This window comes from Polyangium jinanense, from assembly GCF_028435365.1.
Window position 1 is genome coordinate 572504 of the sequence record NZ_JAGTJJ010000002.1, and the last position, 18471, is coordinate 590974.

Sequence of the window (18471 nt, forward strand, 5' to 3'; positions counted from 1 at the left end):
CGGACCCCTCGCGCCTTCGTGCCCAGACGTCGCTCGCTCCCCGCGGAAATCCCGCTCAGCGGGCGCGTTTCGTGCGCGCATCGGATCCGTGCTCGCCGCGTGTCTCGTCGCGCCGCTCGTCCTCGCGCCGGTGAGGACTGCGCAGGCGCAGAACGCGTCGGTCCCCGATCCCGCGGCCGCCGCGCTTTTTCAGGCGGGCCGGGATCTGCTCGATCGCGGCAACTGGAAGGAGGGCTGCGCCAAGTTCGAGGCGAGCATGATCCTCTACCCCGCCGCGAGCACGCTGCTCAACATGGCGCGATGTTACGAGCACGAAGGAAAGCTCGCGCTCGCCTGGTCGGCCTACCAGCGCGCGCTCGTGCTCAACCGCGAAACGCAAGGGCAGGAGCGCAAGCGCGCGCTCGAGGACGTGGCGCGCAAGGGGCTCGCGAAGATCGAGCCGCGCCTGCCGCGCATCAAGATCGCCGTGAGCGGCAGCGCGCCTCCGGGGCTACGCATCACGCACAACGGCAAGGACGTGCCCGTCGCGATGCTCGGCACGATCCTCCCCGTGGATCCCGGCCCGCAATCGATCAGCGCCGACGCGCCCGGCTACGAGCCGTTCACGCAGACCGTGGAGGTTGCCGAGGGCAAGGTCGTCGACGTCGCGATCGCGCTGCGCACCGACGCGGAGGCCGCGGGTGGCCGGCGCATTCCGATCTGGGCGTGGGCAGCCGGGGGCGCGGGCGTCGTGCTGCTCGCGGGCGCTGCAGCGTTCCGGATCGATCAGGCGTACGTCGAGGGCAAGCAGTCCGGCATCTGCGGCGGCGACGTCACGAAGCATTGTCCCTCGCAGGCCGCGTACGACCCCGCGGACGACAACAGCCGCAAGAACCGCGACAACGCCCTCTTCATCGGGCTCGGCATGGGCGGCGTGGCCGCGCTCTCGGCGGCCGTCGTTGGGTTCGTCACGGCGCCGAAGACGGGCGTGCCGCGTACGGCGAAGCTCACGACGTGGCCGTGGGTCGGCCCGGACGGCGCGGGCGCGGGGATCGGAGGTCGTTTCTGATGAAGCGCACGAACCTTGCTCGGCTCGGGATCGCCCTCGCGATGATGATCGCCTCGTTCGGCTGCGCGGCGCCGGACGCCGTTCCCGGCGACGGCGGCGGCAACACGGGGCCCACGACGGGGCCGGGCGGGCCTTCGACCGTCGTCGGGACCGACGTCGCGTGGGCCCAGACCTTCGGCGACGCGGCCGCCACCGCGCAACGCGCCCGCGACGTTTCGTTCGATCCGCAGAGCAACACGCTCGCCGTGACCGTCGAGTTCAACGTGGCGCTCGACGTCCCGGGTCTACCCATGACGCCGCTCATGACCTCGGGCGGGACCGACGTGCTCGTCCTTCGCTACCCCGCGGATGGCAGCAGCGTCCCGCTCTGGGGCGCGCGTGTTGGAGGCACCGGCGAGCAGGCGAGCGTGTCAGCCGCGATCGACGTCGCGGGCAACGTCGTCGTTGCCGGCGCCTTCCAGGGCAACCTCGATCTCGCGGGCACACAGCTCAACGCGGCCGGCGTCGACGTGTTCCTCGCGAAGCTCGATCCGCAGGGCACGCCGCTCTGGGTCAAACAGTTCGGCGACGGGGACATCCAGATCGCGACGGACGTCGCCGTCGACGACGAGGGCAACATCATCGTCGTCGGCTACGCCAAGGGCGCCATCGATTTTGGCCTCGGCCCCGTCACGCCCCTGTCCGACCAGGATCTCTTCGTCGCCAAGTTCGATCCTGCGGGCACCAACGTCTGGGCCCTCCGCCCGGGCCGCGCCGCGGACCTCGACTACCGCAACCCGACGATCGCCGTCACGCACGTGGGGGAGGGCAAGGTCGCGGTGACCGGCGGCTCCGAGGGGCTCCTCGCGTTTCCGCCGCTCGCGCTCGCGCCGAAGGGGGCGGGGGACGCGTTCCTCGTCGTCATCGACGCGGAGGGCAAGGGAGTGTGGGGCGAGTCGTACGGCGTGATGGGCACCCGGCAACGGGGCTACAGCGTCGCGGCCGGCAGGGCCGGCGAGGTCGTGATGACCGGGGACATGTCGGGCACGGTGAGCTTCGGCGGCGTTGATCTCGAGAGCGGTGGCGGCGCGGACATGTTCGTCGCCCTCTACGATCCCGCGGGCAAACATCGCTGGAGCCGCCGCTTCGGAGGCGCTGCCACGCAAAGCGGACGCGGCGTTGCGATCGACGGCGACGGCAACGTCCTCGTGACGGGCCTCTACGCGGGCGCGCTCGAGTTCTTCGGGGAAAACGCGTTCGTGAACGTCGACGTCGTGGACTCGGCCTGGGACGGGTTCGCCTCGAAGCTCGATCCGACGGGAAAGGTCGTCTGGGCCATGAGCTTGAGCGGACCGCAACAGCAGGTCCCCGCCTCGATCGCCGCCCTTTCGGACGGCAGCGCCGTCGTGTCCGGCTGGTACGAGACCGAGCTCTCGCCGAGCGGCTCTCAGGCGCTCCCGGGCACCGGCGACGCGGACGGGTTCATCCTGTCGCTCGCGCCGTGACGCGGATCTTCCCGGCCGGACCATCGTCGAGCCTGCCCACGATCGCCCGCGCCGGCGTGCCGCGCGCTTCGAGCTCGGCGACGAGCTGATCGACGCGTGAAGGCTCCACCGCGATGAGCAGCCCGCCCGAGGTCTGCGCGTCGGAGAGCACGAGCTCGGCGGGTTTGTCGATCCCGTCCTCGTACGTCACGTGGTCCTTGAGGAAGCGCCAGTTCGCGTGTGTCCCGCCGGGCGCGATCCCTTCGCGCACGTAGGTCCACGCCTCCTCCACGACGGGCACCGCGTCGAGCCACACCGTCGCGCCGCAGCCGCTCGCGGCCACCACGTTCCGCAGATGCCCGAGTAGCCCGAAGCCCGTCACGTCCGTCGCCGCGTGCACGGATGCGGCCGTCATCGCCTCGCAGGCCGCGCGGTTCAGCGTCGACATGAGCCGGATCGCCTTCCCGATCGCGCCGAGCGCATCCTTGTTCTGCTTCGCCGCCGTCGTCAGGATCCCGATCCCGAGCGGCTTCGTCAGCACGAGCAGATCACCCGGACGACCTCCCGCGTTCGACACCACGCGATCCGGATGCACCACGCCCGTCACGGCGAGGCCGTAGATCGGCTCGTCCGTCTTGATCGTGTGACCACCGACGAGATCGATCCCCGCCTCGCGTGCCTTCTCGGCTCCGCCACGCAGGATCTCCGCGAGGATCGAGGCGTCGAGCGTGTCGTCGGGAAAGCCCACGAGGTTCAGCGCCGTCAGCGGCCTCCCGCCCATCGCGTACACGTCGCTCAGTGCGTTCGTCGCGGCGACCGCGCCGAAGTCGTACGGATCGTCCACGACGGGCGTGAAGAAGTCTGTCGTCAGCACGAGCGCCGTGTCCGCCGAGAGCCGGTAGACGGCCGCGTCGTCCGCGGTGCTCGTCCCGATCATCACGTTCGGATCGCGGATCGGCGGCAGCCCTCGCAGGAGCGGGAACAGGTAGCCGGGCGGATGTTTCGCTGCGCAGCCGGCGCGCTTGGCGACCTGCGTGAGCCGTACGGTCATGGTTCGTCCCTCGATGAGGTGGGCTAGGCAGGAATGGGGTGCACCCCGTCGCGGATCCAGCCCTCGCTGATGTTGCGGAACGACGCCTCCGTGCCGAGCCCGGCCATCACCGAGGCGAGGCCCCATTGCAGGCGGTTCACGAACGTGAAGTCCTGCGGCATCTTCGGCACGTGCGGGATGTTCGGGATCGCCTCGCCTTCCTTGAAGGCCAGGCTCTTGATGCCGCGCGCGAGGTACTGCACCGTCTCGCGTGATTTCTCGCGCGAGCAGACCCAGGTGCCCTTCGTCGTGAGCGGCATCATGAGCTCCATCGTGTAGCTCCGATAAAGATCCCAGGTCTCGTCGTTCGGGTCGTAGCCGAGCACCTCGATGCATGCGCGATCGAACTCGACCCAGTCGTTGTCGATCGCGGCGCGCATGTACCGCTTCATGTCGTTCACGAGCTCGGGCGGCAGCATCTTCACGCAGCCGAAATCCAGGAACCAGACGCGCCCGTCCGGCAGGAAACGGTAGTTGCCCGGGTGCGGATCGGCGTAGAGCACGCCGTAGCGGAGCATCGACCGGAACGTGAAGCGCCAGATCGCCTCGCCGGCGCGGTTGCGCGCCTCCTGGCTGCCTTCCTTGCAGAAGTCGGCGTACGGCGCGCCGTCGGCGAAGCTCGTGGTGATCACGCGCCTCGTCGTGAGCGAGTGATGCACCTCGGGGATCAGGATGTCCGGCACGTCCGCGTTGAGGCGGCGGAACAGGTCCGCCATCTCGGCCTCGCGCCCGTAGTCGAGCTCGGACATGAACACGGTCCGGATCTCGTCGAGCGCCTGCTTCGCGTGGAACTTGCGCGAGAGCGGGGCGATCATCGTCTCGAGCAGCCCGATGCTCTTCAGGTCGTTCTCGATCGCCTTGTCGATCCCGGGGTATTGCACCTTCACGGCCACGCGCGCGCCCGACTTCGTGACGGCGCGGTGCACCTGACCGATGCTCGCCGCGGCGAACGGCTCGCGCTCCCACTTCTCGAAGACCTCCTCGGGCGGCGCGCCGAGCTCGGTCTTTATCATCTGCGCCGCGGACTCGGCCGAGAGCGGCGGCGCCTTGTCTTGCAGCTTCTTCAGCGCGGCCTGGAATTTGTCCTCGTGACCGGGCGGGGCGAGGCCGTCGATGTAGCTCGCCATCTGGCCGAGCTTCAGGGGCAGGCCTTTCATCTCGCCGAGCGTCTTCAGCATGGCTTCGGCGGTCTTCTTGACCTCGGCGGCCATGCGTTCTTTTGCGGCGGCCTCCTCGTCCTCGGTGCGAGGGCTCTTCGAGAGCGCGCGTTTCGCGCCTTCGAGGGCGAAGGGGAGGGAGCGCGGCGCGAGGCTCGCGAGCCTCGCGATCCGGCCGAGCCGGGAGGTCGGCGGCTTGTCCTTGGGCTTTTCGTCGGCCATGCGGGGGCGGGGCGCGGCGCCTTGGGGCGCTGCACCGTTACTTGGGCTTGGTCGACCAGCATCGTCAAGGGAGATGGCTGCTCGCGCCGAGGAAATCGTGCCGTAGACGGCCAAAGGCCCGCTGCGCTACCGTCGCATCCCCGTGAGCGGCCGCGCATGCGGCTGCGGCGAGGAGCACCCGATGAAACCTGCCCTTCTGGTCATCGACGTACAAAAGCAATTTTTCGACGAAAGCCCCGAGACGGCTCGCTCGCTGAACGCCGCGATCGAGTACATCAATGCCGCGATCGCGCTCTTCCGCGCGAAAAACCTGCCCGTGGTCTGCGTGCAGGACGTGGACGAAGAGGACAAGCGGGTCCCGGGCGCTCCGCACTTCGACGTGCCCGAGAGCGTGAAGGTCCTCCCGTCGGATCTTCACATTCACAAGACGTACGGCAATTCGTTCAACAAGACGCCCCTCGCGGGCGCGCTACGCGAGCTCGGCGTCGATACCGTCATCCTCACCGGGTATTGCGCCGAGTATTGCGTGCTCTCCACCTATCGCGGCGCGCAGGATCATGACTTCGCGCCAATCGTGCTCCGTGGCTCGCTCGCGAGCGGCGTCGCGGAGAACATTGCCTTCGTGGAGCGTATCGGCGACGTCATTTCTTATGGGGCGTTGAAGAAGGTCCTCGGTTGATCGGGCGAACGAGGAGATCGCGTCGTCCGAGATGAGCTAACCCCTTCTCCTCCGCCGAGATCCGTGCGGCTTACTGCGCGGCCTTTGGATCCATCCACGTCACCTCCCAGTGGTGCCCGTCGAGGTCCTCGAAGCTCCGCTGGTACATGAACCCGTGGTCCTCCGGCGGCCCCGCCTCCTTGCCGCCGCCGGCGACCGCCTTCTCCAGCATCGCGTCCACCTCGGCGCGGCTCTCGCACGAGAGCCCGTAGGCCCCCTCCACGTGCGTCGCGGTGTCACAGATCTCCTTCTTGGTGAACGTCTTGAAGAACGTCTCGACGAGCAGCATCGCGAAGGCGTGCTCGCCGATGAGCATGCAGGCGGCCGTGTCGCCCGTGAACTTCGGGTTGAACGTGAAGCCGAGGGCCTTCCAGAACGCCACGGTGCGATCGAGGTTCTTGATGGGCAGGCTGACGAAGAGCTTGTGGGACATGAGGTTGTCCTCCTTGTTGCTCCATGGACCCGCCGCCCGCGGAGAAATCATCGGTCGCGCGAAAAAATCTTCGCGCCCTCCTCCGGCAGCACCAGCGTGTCGCCTCCTTGCCGGAGGCTCGCGGCTGAGCCTTGGGGACGTGTCGCCTCCTTGTCGGAGGCTCGCGGCTGAGCCTTGGGGACGTGTCTCGTCCTTGCTCGCGTCTCGGCGTCAGCCCTCGCCGCTGGACGCGTCCTTGTCCGTCGCCTCGTCCTTGGGGCTCTTCCCTGTCCGCGCAGACTGCTCGCGCGTGCTCTGGAGCTCGTCGAAGAAGGAGAACACCTGCGTGTCGAGGTCGCGGGGCAGGCTCGTGTCGTGTGCCATCTCGTCGGCGAGCGCGGCGCGGAAGCGGTTCAGAATGCCGATCGTCGTGGTGCGCACCGCGAGGGCCTGGGTGGGGATGGCGCCGCTTCCGAGGAGGGAGCGGTCGCTGAGGAGCCTGCCGAGCCTGTCGCCCGCGTCGACGAACGCCGTGGCCCAATCGAGGAGGGTGGCGCCCTCCGGGGCGGGGACGGGAATGGCGGCGAGGTCGTCCTTCAGGGTATCGAGCGCTGTGCGATTCTTGTCGGCCGCGGCGGCCTCGGTCGCATAGGTCGCACGAAGGACGTTGAGGCGGGGGACGAATGCCTCACGGATACGGTGGGCCTTCGCCTTGAGATCGGGGGGGGCGAGGGGGAGGCGGAGAATGGCCTCGGCCTGGTAATAGATCGCCTCGCCGAGGCCGTCGTGATTTCCGTCGGTCTCGGCGAGGTCTTGCGCGAGCGGCCTGCCGCCGGTGAGGGCGTCGGGGAGCTTTTCGATCTCGGCGAGCTTTTTCGCGAGCTGTGGGGCGTAGAGCTTGCCGCTGTTCGAGAGAAGCAGCTTGGGGTTGCGCTCGTTCAGCAGATCGCCGAGCGCGAGCTTGAGGTCGCTGAGAAGGAGGTTGCGCATGTGGGGCAGGAATGTAGGTCAAGGAACTCTGAAGGGCAACACACTTCTTGACACGATGCGCGATAAACTCGAAGGTTCCCCGGTGATTCGTTCTCCCCGCACCTCCGACATCAAAGCCGTCTTCGCCGTCGAGCGCGACGTCTTCGGCACGCACGTCTATCCGGACTTTTTCTTCCGGCAGGCCCTCGACCTCTGGGGCGATACCTTTTTCGTGGCCGACGGCGAAAACGGCGCGCTCGACGGCTACGTCATCGGAGCCCCGTGCCACGAGCCTGGCGTGATGTGGGTCCTTTCGCTCGCCGTTCGAGGCGCGTCACGAGGGCGCGGTATTGGCAAAGCGCTGATGCAGGAGGTCCTCGCGGCCATGAAGGCCCGGGGCATCACCTCGGCCAAGCTCACGGTGCATCCGGACAATGGGGCCGTGACGCTCTACCAGAACCTCGGCTTCGAGATCATCACGAAGGACCCGCATTACTTCGGCGAAAACGATCCCCGGCTCGTCATGGAGCTCCGCTTCACGGGAGCACTTCGATCGAATCCGGCGTGAGAATGGGCAGCTCGCCTTGAATGAGGCATTGCTCCTCTGGCCCGCACTTGTGAATCCGGAGCTTGCCCCGCACCCGCACGCGTTTCCCCACCATCGTCGTCCGCCAATCGCGGCCTAGCTTCTCTTCGAGCACGTCGTGCGGAAGCAGCACGTCGGCGACCGCGCCGAACCCCTTGCTCGCGTGAAGCTCCCCCTCGCGCGTCTCGACACCCTTTTCCGTCCGCTGCGGATTGGACGCGGCTGTGGGCTCCTCGGCCACCGGGGGCGGATTCGTCGCCTCGCGACAGCCCGGCGTGAACACGATCCCGAAAGCCACAAAGTACAGGGCGAAACGACGTGAAACGGCGCGCATGACACCCATGATGTCGAGCGCGCCCGCTCGTCGCAAGCAGAGTATCCTGGCATCACAGGATGAATCCGCTCGAACGGATCAAACGAGGGCTCGTGATGCGGGCCGTGGTCGCGGCCGAAGACGCCGCGCTCGGCCACGCGCTCCGGGTGCGCCTGCGACACGCGCTAGGTCGTCCGGCGCGCGTGGAGCTTTATTTCGCCTTCGATGACCCCTGCGCGGCCGTGGCCTTTCGCCCGCTGCGCGACGTGCTCCGCCGTCGTTTCGTGCACGTTTCGCTCTTCCCGCTGGTCTCGCGTGGCATCGAGAACGACCCCGCTGCGGCCCATCGCGCGCCGTACGCGCTCGTCGATGCGCGGCGCCTCGCGCGTCGAACCGGCCGCGTCCTCGAGCGGTCCGAGCCGATCTCCGCCGCATCGATAGCCTACCTCGCACGCCTCACCGAGTCGCTCCGCAAGGGTCCGCATCAAGCCGACTTCGCCGAAGCCGCGCTCGATGCCGTCTGGTTTGGCGAGCGCCTGCCCGCGCCGAGCGACATGCACGCGCTCTTCCAGCGCATCACGGGCGCCTCGCCGTCGAGCACCTTTCGCAACGATGCGGCGCTCGATCGGGCGCTCGCGAAAAACCACGCGCGCCTCGTGGAGCGAGGGCACTGGGAGTCGCCCGCGTGCTGGGTCGAGGGCGCGTGGTACCTCGCGCACGAGCGCATCACGCAGATCGACGAGCGCCTCGCGAAGGACGGCTTCTGATGGATCGCGAGGTCGAGCTCTTCTTCTCGTTCCGCTCGCCGTACTCGTACCTCGCGGGGCCACGCGCGTTCGCGCTCCCCGAGCGGTACGACATCACGCTCGTCTGGCGCGGCATAAGGCCGATGGCCATGCGCGGGCAACCTCTCCCGCTCGCGAAGCAGCTCTACATCATGCGCGACGCGACACGCGAGGCGCGCCGGCTGGGTTTGCCCTTCGGGAACATCTTCGATCCGCTCGGGGAAGGTGTCTGGCGGTGCCTCACGATCGCCGAGCACGCGGCCGAGGTCGGACGCGTCGGGCCCTTCGTGCTCCGCGCGACGCGCGCCATCTGGTCGGAGGGCGCGCGCGTCATTCACGACGACGTGCTGCGCCCGTTGTGCGAGGAAGCAGGCCTCGGGTGGGACGCGTGCGCCCTGGCGATGGCGAATGCTTTGTATCGAAAGCGTGTGGAAGCCTCGACCGCGCGGCTCGAAGCCCTCGGCCACTGGGGCGTGCCGACGTTCGTGTTCCGCGGCGAACTCTACTGGGGTCAGGACCGCATCGAGGATCTCGAATACGACCTGCGCGAAGCGGGGCTCGAAAGGAGAAACGCGCCGTGACTACCGCGCACGCCGCCGACCTCGCCGAGGTCCTCCACATCGCGCGCGCCGAGATGGCCGGGCATCTCGCGAAAGATCGTGGCCCGCTCGCCCATCGAGCCGCCGCGTGGGTCCTGCACCCCGCGGCGCTTGCGCTCGCGAAAAACCTCGTCGCGTTCGACCACGACCTCGCGCGCCTCGGCTCGCTCCGCCGCGCCTCGCTCGGGATGCTCGATCGATACGGCGTGCGCGCGCGCATCCTCGACGCCTCCGGCGGCCTGCACGACCTCGCCGCGCGACGTGCAGCTTTGCCCGAGCGAGGCCCATTGCTCATCGTGTCGAACCACCCCGGCCTCTACGATGCCCTCGCGCTCTTCTCGGCCGTGGGTCGCGACGACCTCGCCGTCATCGCCGCCGCGCGTGATCTGCTCTTCGCCTTGCCCCACGTGCGCAAGCACCTCCTCTCCGCGCCGCCCGACGCGCGCGCCGGCCTCACGCTCCGCACGGCCGCGCGTCACCTCACCCGCGGCGGCGCGCTCCTGCATTTCCCCGCGGGCCGCATCGAGCCCGACCCGCGTCTCGTTTCTCCCGGCGAGAGCGCGCTCCACGCCTTCCAGCCCGGCCTCGACGCGCTCCTTGCGCTTGCTTCCCGCGCGCGACCCGACCTCGTCGTCGTGCCAGTGATCGTCTCGGGTGTCGTCTCGCTCCGCGCGCGCGCCGTCGCCTCTGCGCTTGCAGGCCGCGCGGGTTTGACCGACGCCTTCGTGCCGCTCCTTCAGCTCACGCTCCCAGGTTTCGACGACGTCGACGTGCGTGTCACGATCGGCCCCGAGCTCGACGTCGCTTCGCTCGGCGCCGAGCCCTCCGCGCTCCTCCGTGAGGCCCTCGAACGCCTCGCCCGCGACGCGTCGCACCCCCCTGGCGCGGCGCCCGCGGAGCCTCTACGTTGAGGCCCACGATGAGCGAAACCGTCCGAGGCAAGATCGACCCGAGCCTCGATCTCGAGGCCGAGATCGTGCGGCTCAAGAAGGAGCGCAACGCCGTGCTGCTCGCCCACTACTACCAGGAGGGCGACATCCAGGATCTCGCGGACTTCCTCGGCGACTCGCTCCAGCTCGCTCAGCAGGCGAAGAAGACCACGGCCGACGTCATCCTCTTCGCGGGCGTGCACTTCATGGCCGAGACCGCGAAGATCCTGAACCCCGATCGCATCGTCGTCGTGCCCGACCTCGAGGCCGGATGCTCGCTCGCCGACGGCTGCCCGGTCGACAGGTTCCGCGCCTGGCGCGCGAAGTACCCCGACGCCGTTTCGATCACGTACATCAACTGCACGGCCGAGGTGAAGGCCGAGAGCGACTACATCTGCACCTCGTCGAACGCCGAGAAGATCGTCCGCGCGATCCCCGAGGACAAGGAGATCCTCTTCGCGCCCGACAAGAACCTCGGCCGCTGGCTCGAGCAGAAGACCGGCCGGAAAATGCGCCTCTGGCAGGGGAGCTGCGTCGTGCACGAGACCTTCAGCCTGCGCAAGATCATCGCCCTCCGCGAGCAACACCCCACGGCCAAGCTCATCGCGCACCCCGAGTGCGAGGAGCCGCTCCTGCGCATGGCCGCATTCATCGGCTCGACCACTGCGCTGCTCAAGTACACGCAGACCGACGACGCCGAGGCTTACATCGTCGCGACCGAGAGCGGCATCGTGCACCAGATGCGCAAGGCCTCGCCGCACAAGACGTTCATCGAGGGGCCGCCCGAGAAGAACTGCGCCTGCAACGAGTGCCCCTTCATGCGCCTCAACACGATGGAGAAGGTCTACCTCGCGCTGCGCGACCTCGAGCCCCGCATCGAGATGCCCGTCTCGCTACGCGAGCGCGCACGCGTGCCGATCGACCGCATGCTGGCGCTTTCCTGAACGCGCCGGACCGGCGCTGCTTCGAGCTCAAAGCTTCTGTGAAGCGTCCCGCTTCCCGGTCGCGAGCCTGCGCACGAGCGCGCGTAGCTCCGACGGGTCGTAGGGTTTTTCGAGGAGAAGGTTCTCCACGCGCGCGAAGAAGGCGCGCACCTCGCTCGTGAACGCGACGCCCGTGAGGAACACGATCCGCTTCGCGACCTCGGGCGCCGTCTCGAGCAACCGCTCGTAAAGCTCGAACCCGTTCATCCCCGGCATCCGCACATCGCACAGCACCACGTCGAAGCGCGCGCCCGCCTCCACGGCCGCGAGTGCTTCGAGCCCGTTCGACACCGCGATCACCTCGTGCTCGTTCCCGAGCAGCCGCCGGATCGAAGTCACGATGAACGGCTCGTCATCGACGAGCAGGACGCGTGACCGCCGCGCGGAGCCCCCTTGTTCCGCCGTCGTTCCCATCGTCGTGCCAATGAACCCCACTCAAGCTCCAGGAATTCCATTACGTCGCCCATCACAGGGCATTGCGCAAGCGCCAAAGCACGCATGCGGCACTTTGCCACGGTGTGCCAATGGGTTGACGCCAGCGTTCCGTGTCGTAATGACACGCAATGGGGCAGCGGGCGGGCGAAATCTTCAGCCGAGGTGTTTCTCGATGGCGCGGATCACCTCGAGCCTGTCGAAGAGCCGCTCCACGTAGTCGAGCCGATCCGTCTCGATGACCATCTTCGGCGAGAGATCGTAGCGTGCGTGCCATTCCTCGTAGAGCTTGTCCAGCGCGGCGAGGTAGCTCTTCGGCACCTTTCGCTCGAAGTCGCGGCCCCGCTTTCGGATCCGCCGTACGAGCGTGGGCAGCGGACACCGGAGGTAGATCATCAGGTCCGGCGGCCGGATCTCCTCGCGCAGCGTCCGATAGAGGTCGTCGTACATCTGCCAGTCGCGGTCGTCGATGTAGCCGGCCCGATGCAGGTGCGCGGCGAAGATCTCGGCGTCTTCGTAGAGCGTCCGATCTTGCACGATCGGCCGGTGATCCACGGCCGCGCGGCGCACGACGTCGCGGTGGATGTGGAAGCGCCGGACGAGGAAGAAGAGCTGCGAGCTCATCGCCCAGCGCGACATGTCCCCGTAGAAGTCGGACAGGTACGGGTTCTCCTCGTTGGGCTCGAAGAACGGCACCATTCGGAACTGCTGCTCGAGCCATTTCACGAGGCTCGATTTCCCAGCTCCCATGTTGCCCGCCACCGCGATGATCCGGGGGCGCGCAGCGTCCCGAAGGCTCTCGCTCATCCCGTCCTCTGCCCCCTCAAAGCACGAGCGAAAGCCCGAGCGTCGTCACGAAACCCCCAGCAAACCTGGGGAAAGCTCCCACCGTCACGCGGCGCCCCGAAGCGTCGATCGCTTGCCCTTCGTCGACGTCGAAGGCCCGCCCTCGTTGCGCCGCCTCGGGGTAAAACGCCCCCGTGGTCTCGAGCTCGATCGCGAGCCACCGCGGCACCACGTCGAACGAAGCGCCGAGGCCGAGCGGGATCTCCACGAACGACCCGGCTCGCTCGCGCACGGGGAACACGCCTCCGCCCGGCGCCGTGACCGAGAACCGCCCGAGCTCGAGCCGCCCCCAGCCCGCGCCCGCCGACACCCACGCGCGCGCCCGCGGCGTGATGCGCCACGTCGGCATGAGGCGCAGGCCGAACGAGTACGTGTAGAACTCGACCTCGCCCGGATCACCGACGAGCCCGAGCGCGCCGGAAGGCAGGTTGAAGTCGCGTTCTGCGCGCACCGCGTACAGGCTCCCGCGCAGGTAGCTCGTGATGTCGACGCGCGCCCAGAGCCCCAGGCCCACGGACGTCGGATACCGCACGCCCGTGTCGCCGCTCGCGATGCGATGCACGAGCGCCACGCCTCCGCCGAAGTCGAGGTGCCGTGTGAACGGCGGCGATCCGATCTCGAGCGGAGGCAGCTCCTTCGGTCGTGGCGGCGGCTCGGGCGCCGGGGGCGCCGCCTCCGCCTCGCTGGGCTCCTCGGTTGCACTCGCGCCGCGCGCCGTTCCTGTCGCTCCGCCGAGCGCGAGCGTGAACGCCGCTGCGGACGCGAGCGTACGTCGGCCTTTTCGCCGTCGTTCATCGAGGCGCATCACCCGTGCTCGCATCGCGTGCACCTTGTAGCAAAGTTCGGGCACCTCGGTCGACCGACCGCGGCTTTGAGCGAGTTCGATCCCTTCTGGCACGCTCCCGAAATCTGCGGCACACTCCGCCCGCATGCACACGTCTCGGCTTTTCGTTTCGCTCGCAGGTCTCACCCTCCTTCTCGCGGCTTGCAGCAAGTCCGAAGCGCCTACGGCGACGCAGCCGGCCGATCATAAGCCGGCGGCCCTGCCGACGCAGGAGCCCGCGCAACCGCAGGGCGCGACGGCGGAGAGCATCAAGCCGCTCACGCAGAAGAAGTTCGGCCAGCCGGTGACGGAGACGAAGACGACGGCGCTCACGGATCTCACGAAGGAGCCCGCGAAGTTCGCCGAGCAGACCGTGCGCACCGAGGGCGTGGTCTCGGCGGTCTGCAAGTCGATGGGCTGCTGGATGGAGATCGCCGACACCACGGGCAAGGCGCACATCAAGATGGCGGGCCACAGCTTCTTCGTTCCGCGCGAGAGCTCGGGTCACCGCGCCGTCATTCAGGGCAAGGTCCTCGCGCCCGAAGGCGGCGACAAGGGCGTCTGCGGCGCCGACGATGGCTGCGGCCAGGGCGGCAGCGCCAAGTTGGCCCAGGTGAACATCGAGGCGACGGGCATCGAGTTCATCGATTAGTCCCGAGGGGGACGAATCGCGCTTCCCCCCGCTCCCGCCTGCCGCGCATGAACGCAAAGCTCGGTGGGCATGGGCCTCCTCATCACGCGCGACGATTTCACCGAGGACGAGTTCGCTCGTTTCTCGGAGCGCCTTTCCGAGCAGCTCGATGTCCTGGGCACGCTCGCCAAACGTCCCGGCTTTGGCGAGGGGCCGGCCACGGTCGGCGCCGAGGTCGAGCTCTTTCTGGTCGACCCGGCCGGCCTGCCGCTGCCCGCGAACCGAGAGGTTCTCGCCCGCACGGTCGATCCACGCTTCACCGTCGAGCTCGACCGCTTCAACCTCGAATTCAACGCAAGCCCCTGTCCGCTCGCCGGCCGTCCGTTCACGGCGCTCGCGGACGAGCTCGCCGGCGCGCTCGTGGAGATCTCGCGCGCCGCCCGGGAGCAGGGCGGACGTATCGTGCCGATTGGCATTTTGCCCACGCTGCGCCGCGAGGATCTCACGGCCGCGGAGATGACCGACGTCCCCCGGTATCGCGCCCTCGGCAAGCGCATCCGTCGCCTGCGCGGCGGGCCTTTTCACGTGCGCATTCACGGCGAAGATCCGCTCGCCCTCGACACGGACGACGTCGCCATGGAGGGCGCCGGCACCTCGTTTCAGGTCCACCTGCGTGTCCCGCCCGCGTGTTTTTCCAAATACTACAATGCAGCGCAGATCGCCACGATCCCGGCCCTCGCCGCATCGTGCAACGCGCCCATCCTGATCGGCCATCGCCTCTGGGACGAGACGCGGATCGCGCTTTTTCGCCAGGCCGTCGACGATCGCCTCGACGCGCCGGCGGCCTTTCACCCGCCGTCGCGTGTCTCCTTCGGATATGGCTGGGTCCGCGAGGGAGCCGCCGAGCTTTTCGCCGAGAGCGTCCGGCTCCACGCCCCGCTTCTTCCCGTGATCGGAAACGAGGACCCGCGACAAACCCTCGCCTCGGGCGGCATCCCCGCGCTCGCCGAGCTCCGGTTGCATCACGGCACCGTCTGGCGCTGGAATCGCGCCGTGTACGATCCGGGCTGCGGCGGCCATTTCCGCATCGAATATCGCGCCTTGCCCGCGGGGCCCACCGTGGTCGACATGCTCGCGAGCGCCGCGTTCCTTCTCGGCACGACGCTCGGCCTCGCCCCCGAGGTCGACCGCCTCTTGCCCGCTTATCCGTTCGAGCTCGCGCGCCACGCTTTTTATCGCGCCGCGCAGCATGGCCTCGACGCCGTCGTGCCTTTTCCGTGCGACGAGGCTCCCTCCCCACGCGCGACCCCGATCGCGGCGTTATGCGAGCGCCTCGTGCCCCTCGCCCGAAGTGGCCTCGTGGGCGCGGGTGTCCTCGAAAGCGAGGCCGACCGTTGGCTCGACGTCTTCGCGGCGCGGGTGCGTTCCCGACAAACCGGAGCGCGCTGGCAACGCGCGGCGCTGGAAGCTCTGCGGGCTCATCATTCGCACGAGGAGGCGCTCCGGCGGATGCTCGCCCATTACGAGGCGCGCGCGGCGACCGGCGAGCCCGTGCATGCGTGGTCGTCGGCCTTGGGCTGAATGTTGTTTCGGACACGTCGGTGCGGGTAAGATGACCCGCATGTCGAGCTCGTCAGCGCCGCCGTTCGATCTTCCCGAGGAGCTCGAATCGCTGCGGCAGGAGGCCAAGGAGCACGCGCGGGAAGGGGATTTCGCGCGTGCCCGAGAGAAGAATCTCGCCCTGCGCGACCGCAGCCGCGCGCTCGGCTCGGCGCTCGGCGAGGTGCTCGGGCTCCGGTTCGTGGGCCTGTGCGAGTATCGGATGGGCTGGTACGAGGCCTCGGAGCGGTCGCTGCAGGAAGCACTCGCGCTCGCGCGTGCGCGGGCGTGCCGTTCGCAAGTGCTTCTCATCTCGAACCACCTCGGCGCGACCGTGCGGCGTCTCGGCCGGCTCGCGGACGCGCACGATCTCTTCAAGGAGAGCCTCGCCAACACGCAGTTGCCTGCCGATCTGGACGCGCGGGCGCGCCTGCTCGGCAACCTCGGCGCGCTGCTCGACGTCATCGGCGATCTGCGCGCGGCCGACGACTGCTACGCCCGGTACGAGGAGCTCGTCGAGCTCATCGTCGGGTCGGGGGACAGCGACGATCTCGCGCGACTCGCGAATGCGCGGGCGCTCTCGGCGCGCGCCGCCTCCCGCCGCGGGGACCTCGACACCGCGAAGGCGAAGCACGACGACGAGCACAGGCTGGCCCATTCGTGTGGAGACGCGATCAAAAAGCTCGGAGCGACGCTCCATCAGGGCAAGATCGAGCGCGACCTCGGGCAGAGGGCCGTCGGGGAGGTCCGCGCGCGTCATTTCGAGGCGGCCCATCGATGGTTCGCGGAAGCGCTGAGCGAGGCGGAGAGGCTTGGGCAATCCCACCGCTCTGGGGACGCATCGTACCATTGGGGACGCCTCTTCGAGGCCGAAGGGAGGTGGGCCGAGGCGCACGGAAGGCTCGTGCAGGCGCTGAAGCTGAGCCAAAGCGACGGGCATACGTACCTTCAAGCCGAGGTTTGTCATGCCCTCACGCGGCTTTGCCAGCAATGCTCGCTTCACGGCGAGGCGCTTTTTTACCTGCGCAAAACCGCCGAGCTTCGAAACGGGATGTATCGCCCGCTGCTGGACAACGAGCGCATCCGCGACATGGCGCAGACCCGTCTCGCAGAGCTGTCCGGCCTGGCCAGCAGCCTGGTCGACGAGGCCCGTCGCGTCGACCGGCCTGAGGAAGACCTCGCGGATCTGAAAAAGCTCGTGGAGTCGATCTCGGGAAAGCCCTTCTCCGCGACGGTGCCCCGGGTCGACGACGTCTGGCAATGGCAACGATCGATCCGCGAGGGGAGCCGGGAGCGATGGTCGAAGCTGCTCTCGAAGGAGGTCTACGATCGGCTCGGCGAGCAAAGCAAGGCGGACCTCGTCATGGCCGACGTCGCCTATCACGGCGCGATCGACGATTTGCCGAGGAGCGCGCATCTGCTCGCGCTCGTGATCGAGCGTGAAGTGCGCGAGCGGCTCCTCGTTCCGCTGCACGAGCGTTATCGGAGCGCGTTCGGGTCACGACCGACAGGCGATTCCAACACGACCAAGTATCTTCGAAAGCGCCCCGCCGATCGTCATCACGCGCCCCTCGGAGACGCGCTTGTCATCATCGAGGAGCTTTGCGCGCCCGCGCCCACCGATCCGGGCGTCGATTTCGCGCGGGAGCAAGTTCGTTCTTGCCGGGGCGCCCTGAACGACCTCCGGCGGCTGCGGGACCCGATCACGCCTCTCGGCAGCCATTCGTCGCTGACGCTGCGAAAGCTCCGCAACGACGCCGCGCACGGCAATCCCGGGAGCGCCTCGCTCGACCGATTGAGCGTCGACGCCGTCAAGCGCGCGCTCGTCCTCGAAGCGCCGGTGATCCTCCGCAGCCTGACCGAGATCGACCTCCGCCGCCGCTGACCCCGCTCAGAACAACCCCACGACCGACAGCCCCATCCGATCCTGCCCCACCATCGGCATGACCGCGACCGAGCTCGGCAGAAGGGCGCGTGCGCCTTTCCGTGGCTCGACCGGCTCGTCCACGGTCTCCGTCGAGAAGATGGCCATATCGAGGGCGGGCGCGGCGAAGTATCCGACGGCGGCACCGATCGCGGTATACGCGAGGGTATCCCAGCCATCATACGACCCTGCGCCGGCCATGAGCCCAATGAGGCCTCCTCCGATCGGAAGACCGACGTTCAGGCCGAGGCTCGCGAATCCATTGCCGACGTGCCCGTGCGCCCAATGAACGATCGGTCCCGTGAGCACGTGGCCCGCCAAGCCGACGTACGTGACCGCGCTCCCCTGGCCGGCGATCAGCACGACGTCACTCACCAGCACGCCAATCAAGGTCTGCCACCCATACCAGCGTTTGACCTTCTGCGTGGGAGGCTCCGCGCCCCAGCCAGGCAGCGGCCCCGCGGGAGGCGGTCCCCAGGCTCCATTCGGCGGCGGCGCATAAGGTCCCGGCGGATAAGGCGCGTAAGGGCCGGGCGGATAAGGCGCGTAAGGCCCGGCGCCCGGGGGCGCGGTCGGCGGCGGCGGAAGCGAAGCCCCATTCGCAGCCGATCCCGCGGGCGGCGGCGTCTGCATCCCTGACAGCGGTGTCGCGGGCGGCGGGGGAACGGGGTTCGCCTGCGACGACGTCGTGGGGGCCGCGGACGGCGGAGACGCCGGGGTTGTCGGCGACGCCGGCGGGGGCGGAGCCGGGTTCGTCGCTGCAGGCGGCGGAGACGGCGGGGGCGCCGCGCCCGGTACTTGCGCATTCGTGCGCGGCGCGAGGCTGAGCGTGGCGAGGGCGAGGGCGGAGCCGAGCAACAGGCGGGAGCGCATCGGCGCCGAGGATATCAAGATTCGTGCCGGACGGGGGGCGGCGCGAGGCGGGCCACGTCGAAAACCCGA

Annotated in this window: 20 protein-coding genes; 11 read left to right on the forward strand and 9 right to left on the reverse strand. The window is 68.6% G+C overall.

What is annotated here, in order from left to right:
* The first annotated feature begins 88 nt into the window (after window positions 1-88).
* Window positions 89-1048, forward strand: coding sequence for a PEGA domain-containing protein (locus tag KEG57_RS07370; RefSeq protein ID WP_272417335.1), 960 nt, complete (start codon window positions 89-91; stop codon window positions 1046-1048).
* Window positions 1048-2532 carry an SBBP repeat-containing protein gene (locus KEG57_RS07375; protein WP_272417336.1) on the forward strand — a complete coding sequence of 495 codons (1485 nt, stop codon included), beginning with the start codon at window positions 1048-1050 and terminating at the stop codon, window positions 2530-2532. The genes KEG57_RS07370 and KEG57_RS07375 overlap by 1 nt, the downstream gene beginning before the upstream one ends.
* On the opposite strand, the gene selD is transcribed toward KEG57_RS07375, so the two are convergent.
* Both selD and KEG57_RS07385 read right to left on the reverse strand, forming a co-directional pair.
* Window positions 2510-3562, reverse strand: coding sequence for a selenide, water dikinase SelD (gene selD / locus KEG57_RS07380; RefSeq protein ID WP_272458329.1), 1053 nt, complete (start codon window positions 3560-3562; stop codon window positions 2510-2512). The genes KEG57_RS07375 and selD overlap by 23 nt on opposite strands.
* 23 nt (window positions 3563-3585) lie before the next feature.
* Entirely contained in the window at window positions 3586-4980 is a 1395-nt protein-coding gene (locus KEG57_RS07385; RefSeq protein ID WP_272458330.1) for an ABC1 kinase family protein, read from the reverse strand.
* Between the two features lie 181 nt (window positions 4981-5161).
* Here KEG57_RS07385 and KEG57_RS07390 point away from each other — a divergent pair, with 181 nt between their 5' ends.
* Complete coding sequence (locus tag KEG57_RS07390) at window positions 5162-5659, forward strand: cysteine hydrolase family protein (protein ID WP_272458331.1); 498 nt, start codon at window positions 5162-5164, stop codon at window positions 5657-5659.
* 70 nt (window positions 5660-5729) lie between these two features.
* Here KEG57_RS07390 and KEG57_RS07395 read toward each other — a convergent pair whose 3' ends face one another.
* Together KEG57_RS07395 and KEG57_RS07400 are read right to left on the reverse strand one after the other, a co-directional pair.
* Complete coding sequence (locus KEG57_RS07395; protein WP_272458332.1) at window positions 5730-6131, reverse strand: VOC family protein; 402 nt, start codon at window positions 6129-6131, stop codon at window positions 5730-5732.
* Window positions 6132-6341: 210 nt separating this feature from the next.
* Window positions 6342-7100 (reverse strand): hypothetical protein, encoded by a 759-nt coding sequence (locus tag KEG57_RS07400; RefSeq protein ID WP_272417341.1) that lies wholly within the window; start codon window positions 7098-7100, stop codon window positions 6342-6344.
* Window positions 7101-7182: 82 nt separating this feature from the next.
* Between KEG57_RS07400 and KEG57_RS07405 the strand changes: the two genes are divergently transcribed.
* Window positions 7183-7647 (forward strand): GNAT family N-acetyltransferase, encoded by a 465-nt coding sequence (locus tag KEG57_RS07405; protein WP_272417342.1) that lies wholly within the window; start codon window positions 7183-7185, stop codon window positions 7645-7647.
* On the opposite strand, the gene KEG57_RS07410 is transcribed toward KEG57_RS07405, so the two are convergent.
* Entirely contained in the window at window positions 7616-7999 is a 384-nt protein-coding gene (locus KEG57_RS07410; protein ID WP_272458333.1) for a hypothetical protein, read from the reverse strand. The two genes, KEG57_RS07405 and KEG57_RS07410, sit on opposite strands and share 32 nt — an antisense overlap.
* Before the next feature lie 59 nt (window positions 8000-8058).
* On the opposite strand from KEG57_RS07410, the gene KEG57_RS07415 reads away from it, so the two are divergent.
* The 4 genes from KEG57_RS07415 to nadA are packed head-to-tail and all read left to right on the forward strand — an operon-like array spanning window position 8059 to window position 11235.
* Window positions 8059-8745, forward strand: a complete 687-nt coding sequence (locus KEG57_RS07415; protein ID WP_272417344.1) for a thioredoxin domain-containing protein — start codon at window positions 8059-8061, stop codon at window positions 8743-8745.
* Window positions 8745-9344, forward strand: a complete 600-nt coding sequence (locus KEG57_RS07420) for a 2-hydroxychromene-2-carboxylate isomerase (RefSeq protein WP_272417345.1) — start codon at window positions 8745-8747, stop codon at window positions 9342-9344. The genes KEG57_RS07415 and KEG57_RS07420 overlap by 1 nt, the downstream gene beginning before the upstream one ends.
* Window positions 9341-10273, forward strand: a complete 933-nt coding sequence (locus KEG57_RS07425; protein WP_272417346.1) for a 1-acyl-sn-glycerol-3-phosphate acyltransferase — start codon at window positions 9341-9343, stop codon at window positions 10271-10273. The genes KEG57_RS07420 and KEG57_RS07425 overlap by 4 nt, the downstream gene beginning before the upstream one ends.
* A gap of 8 nt (window positions 10274-10281) precedes the next feature.
* Entirely contained in the window at window positions 10282-11235 is a 954-nt protein-coding gene (gene nadA, locus KEG57_RS07430; RefSeq protein ID WP_272417347.1) for a quinolinate synthase NadA, read from the forward strand.
* Between the two features lie 27 nt (window positions 11236-11262).
* Here the strand turns inward: nadA and KEG57_RS07435 are convergent, their stop codons facing one another.
* The 3 genes from KEG57_RS07435 to KEG57_RS07445 all read right to left on the reverse strand — a co-directional run bounded on the left by KEG57_RS07435 (window position 11263) and on the right by KEG57_RS07445 (window position 13372).
* Window positions 11263-11688, reverse strand: a complete 426-nt coding sequence (locus KEG57_RS07435; protein WP_272417348.1) for a response regulator — start codon at window positions 11686-11688, stop codon at window positions 11263-11265.
* Between the two features lie 174 nt (window positions 11689-11862).
* A complete protein-coding gene (locus KEG57_RS07440; RefSeq protein ID WP_272417349.1) occupies window positions 11863-12513 on the reverse strand; it encodes a deoxynucleoside kinase in 651 nt (216 codons plus the stop codon).
* 16 nt (window positions 12514-12529) lie between these two features.
* Window positions 12530-13372 (reverse strand): hypothetical protein, encoded by an 843-nt coding sequence (locus tag KEG57_RS07445; RefSeq protein WP_272417350.1) that lies wholly within the window; start codon window positions 13370-13372, stop codon window positions 12530-12532.
* Window positions 13373-13481: 109 nt separating this feature from the next.
* Between KEG57_RS07445 and KEG57_RS07450 the strand changes: the two genes are divergently transcribed.
* The 3 genes from KEG57_RS07450 (at window position 13482) to KEG57_RS07460 (ending at window position 17490) form a co-directional block, all read left to right on the forward strand.
* Window positions 13482-14027 (forward strand): DUF4920 domain-containing protein, encoded by a 546-nt coding sequence (locus tag KEG57_RS07450; RefSeq protein ID WP_272417351.1) that lies wholly within the window; start codon window positions 13482-13484, stop codon window positions 14025-14027.
* A gap of 69 nt (window positions 14028-14096) precedes the next feature.
* On the forward strand, window positions 14097-15587 hold the full coding sequence (locus KEG57_RS07455) for a glutamate-cysteine ligase family protein (protein ID WP_272417352.1): 1491 nt from the start codon (window positions 14097-14099) through the stop codon (window positions 15585-15587).
* 40 nt (window positions 15588-15627) lie between these two features.
* Window positions 15628-17490: a tetratricopeptide repeat protein gene (locus KEG57_RS07460; protein WP_272417353.1), complete on the forward strand. Its 1863-nt coding sequence runs from the start codon at window positions 15628-15630 to the stop codon at window positions 17488-17490.
* A 6-nt stretch (window positions 17491-17496) separates the two neighbouring features.
* Here the strand turns inward: KEG57_RS07460 and KEG57_RS07465 are convergent, their stop codons facing one another.
* A complete protein-coding gene (locus KEG57_RS07465) occupies window positions 17497-18402 on the reverse strand; it encodes a hypothetical protein (RefSeq protein ID WP_272417354.1) in 906 nt (301 codons plus the stop codon).
* Window positions 18403-18471: the final 69 nt, after the last annotated feature.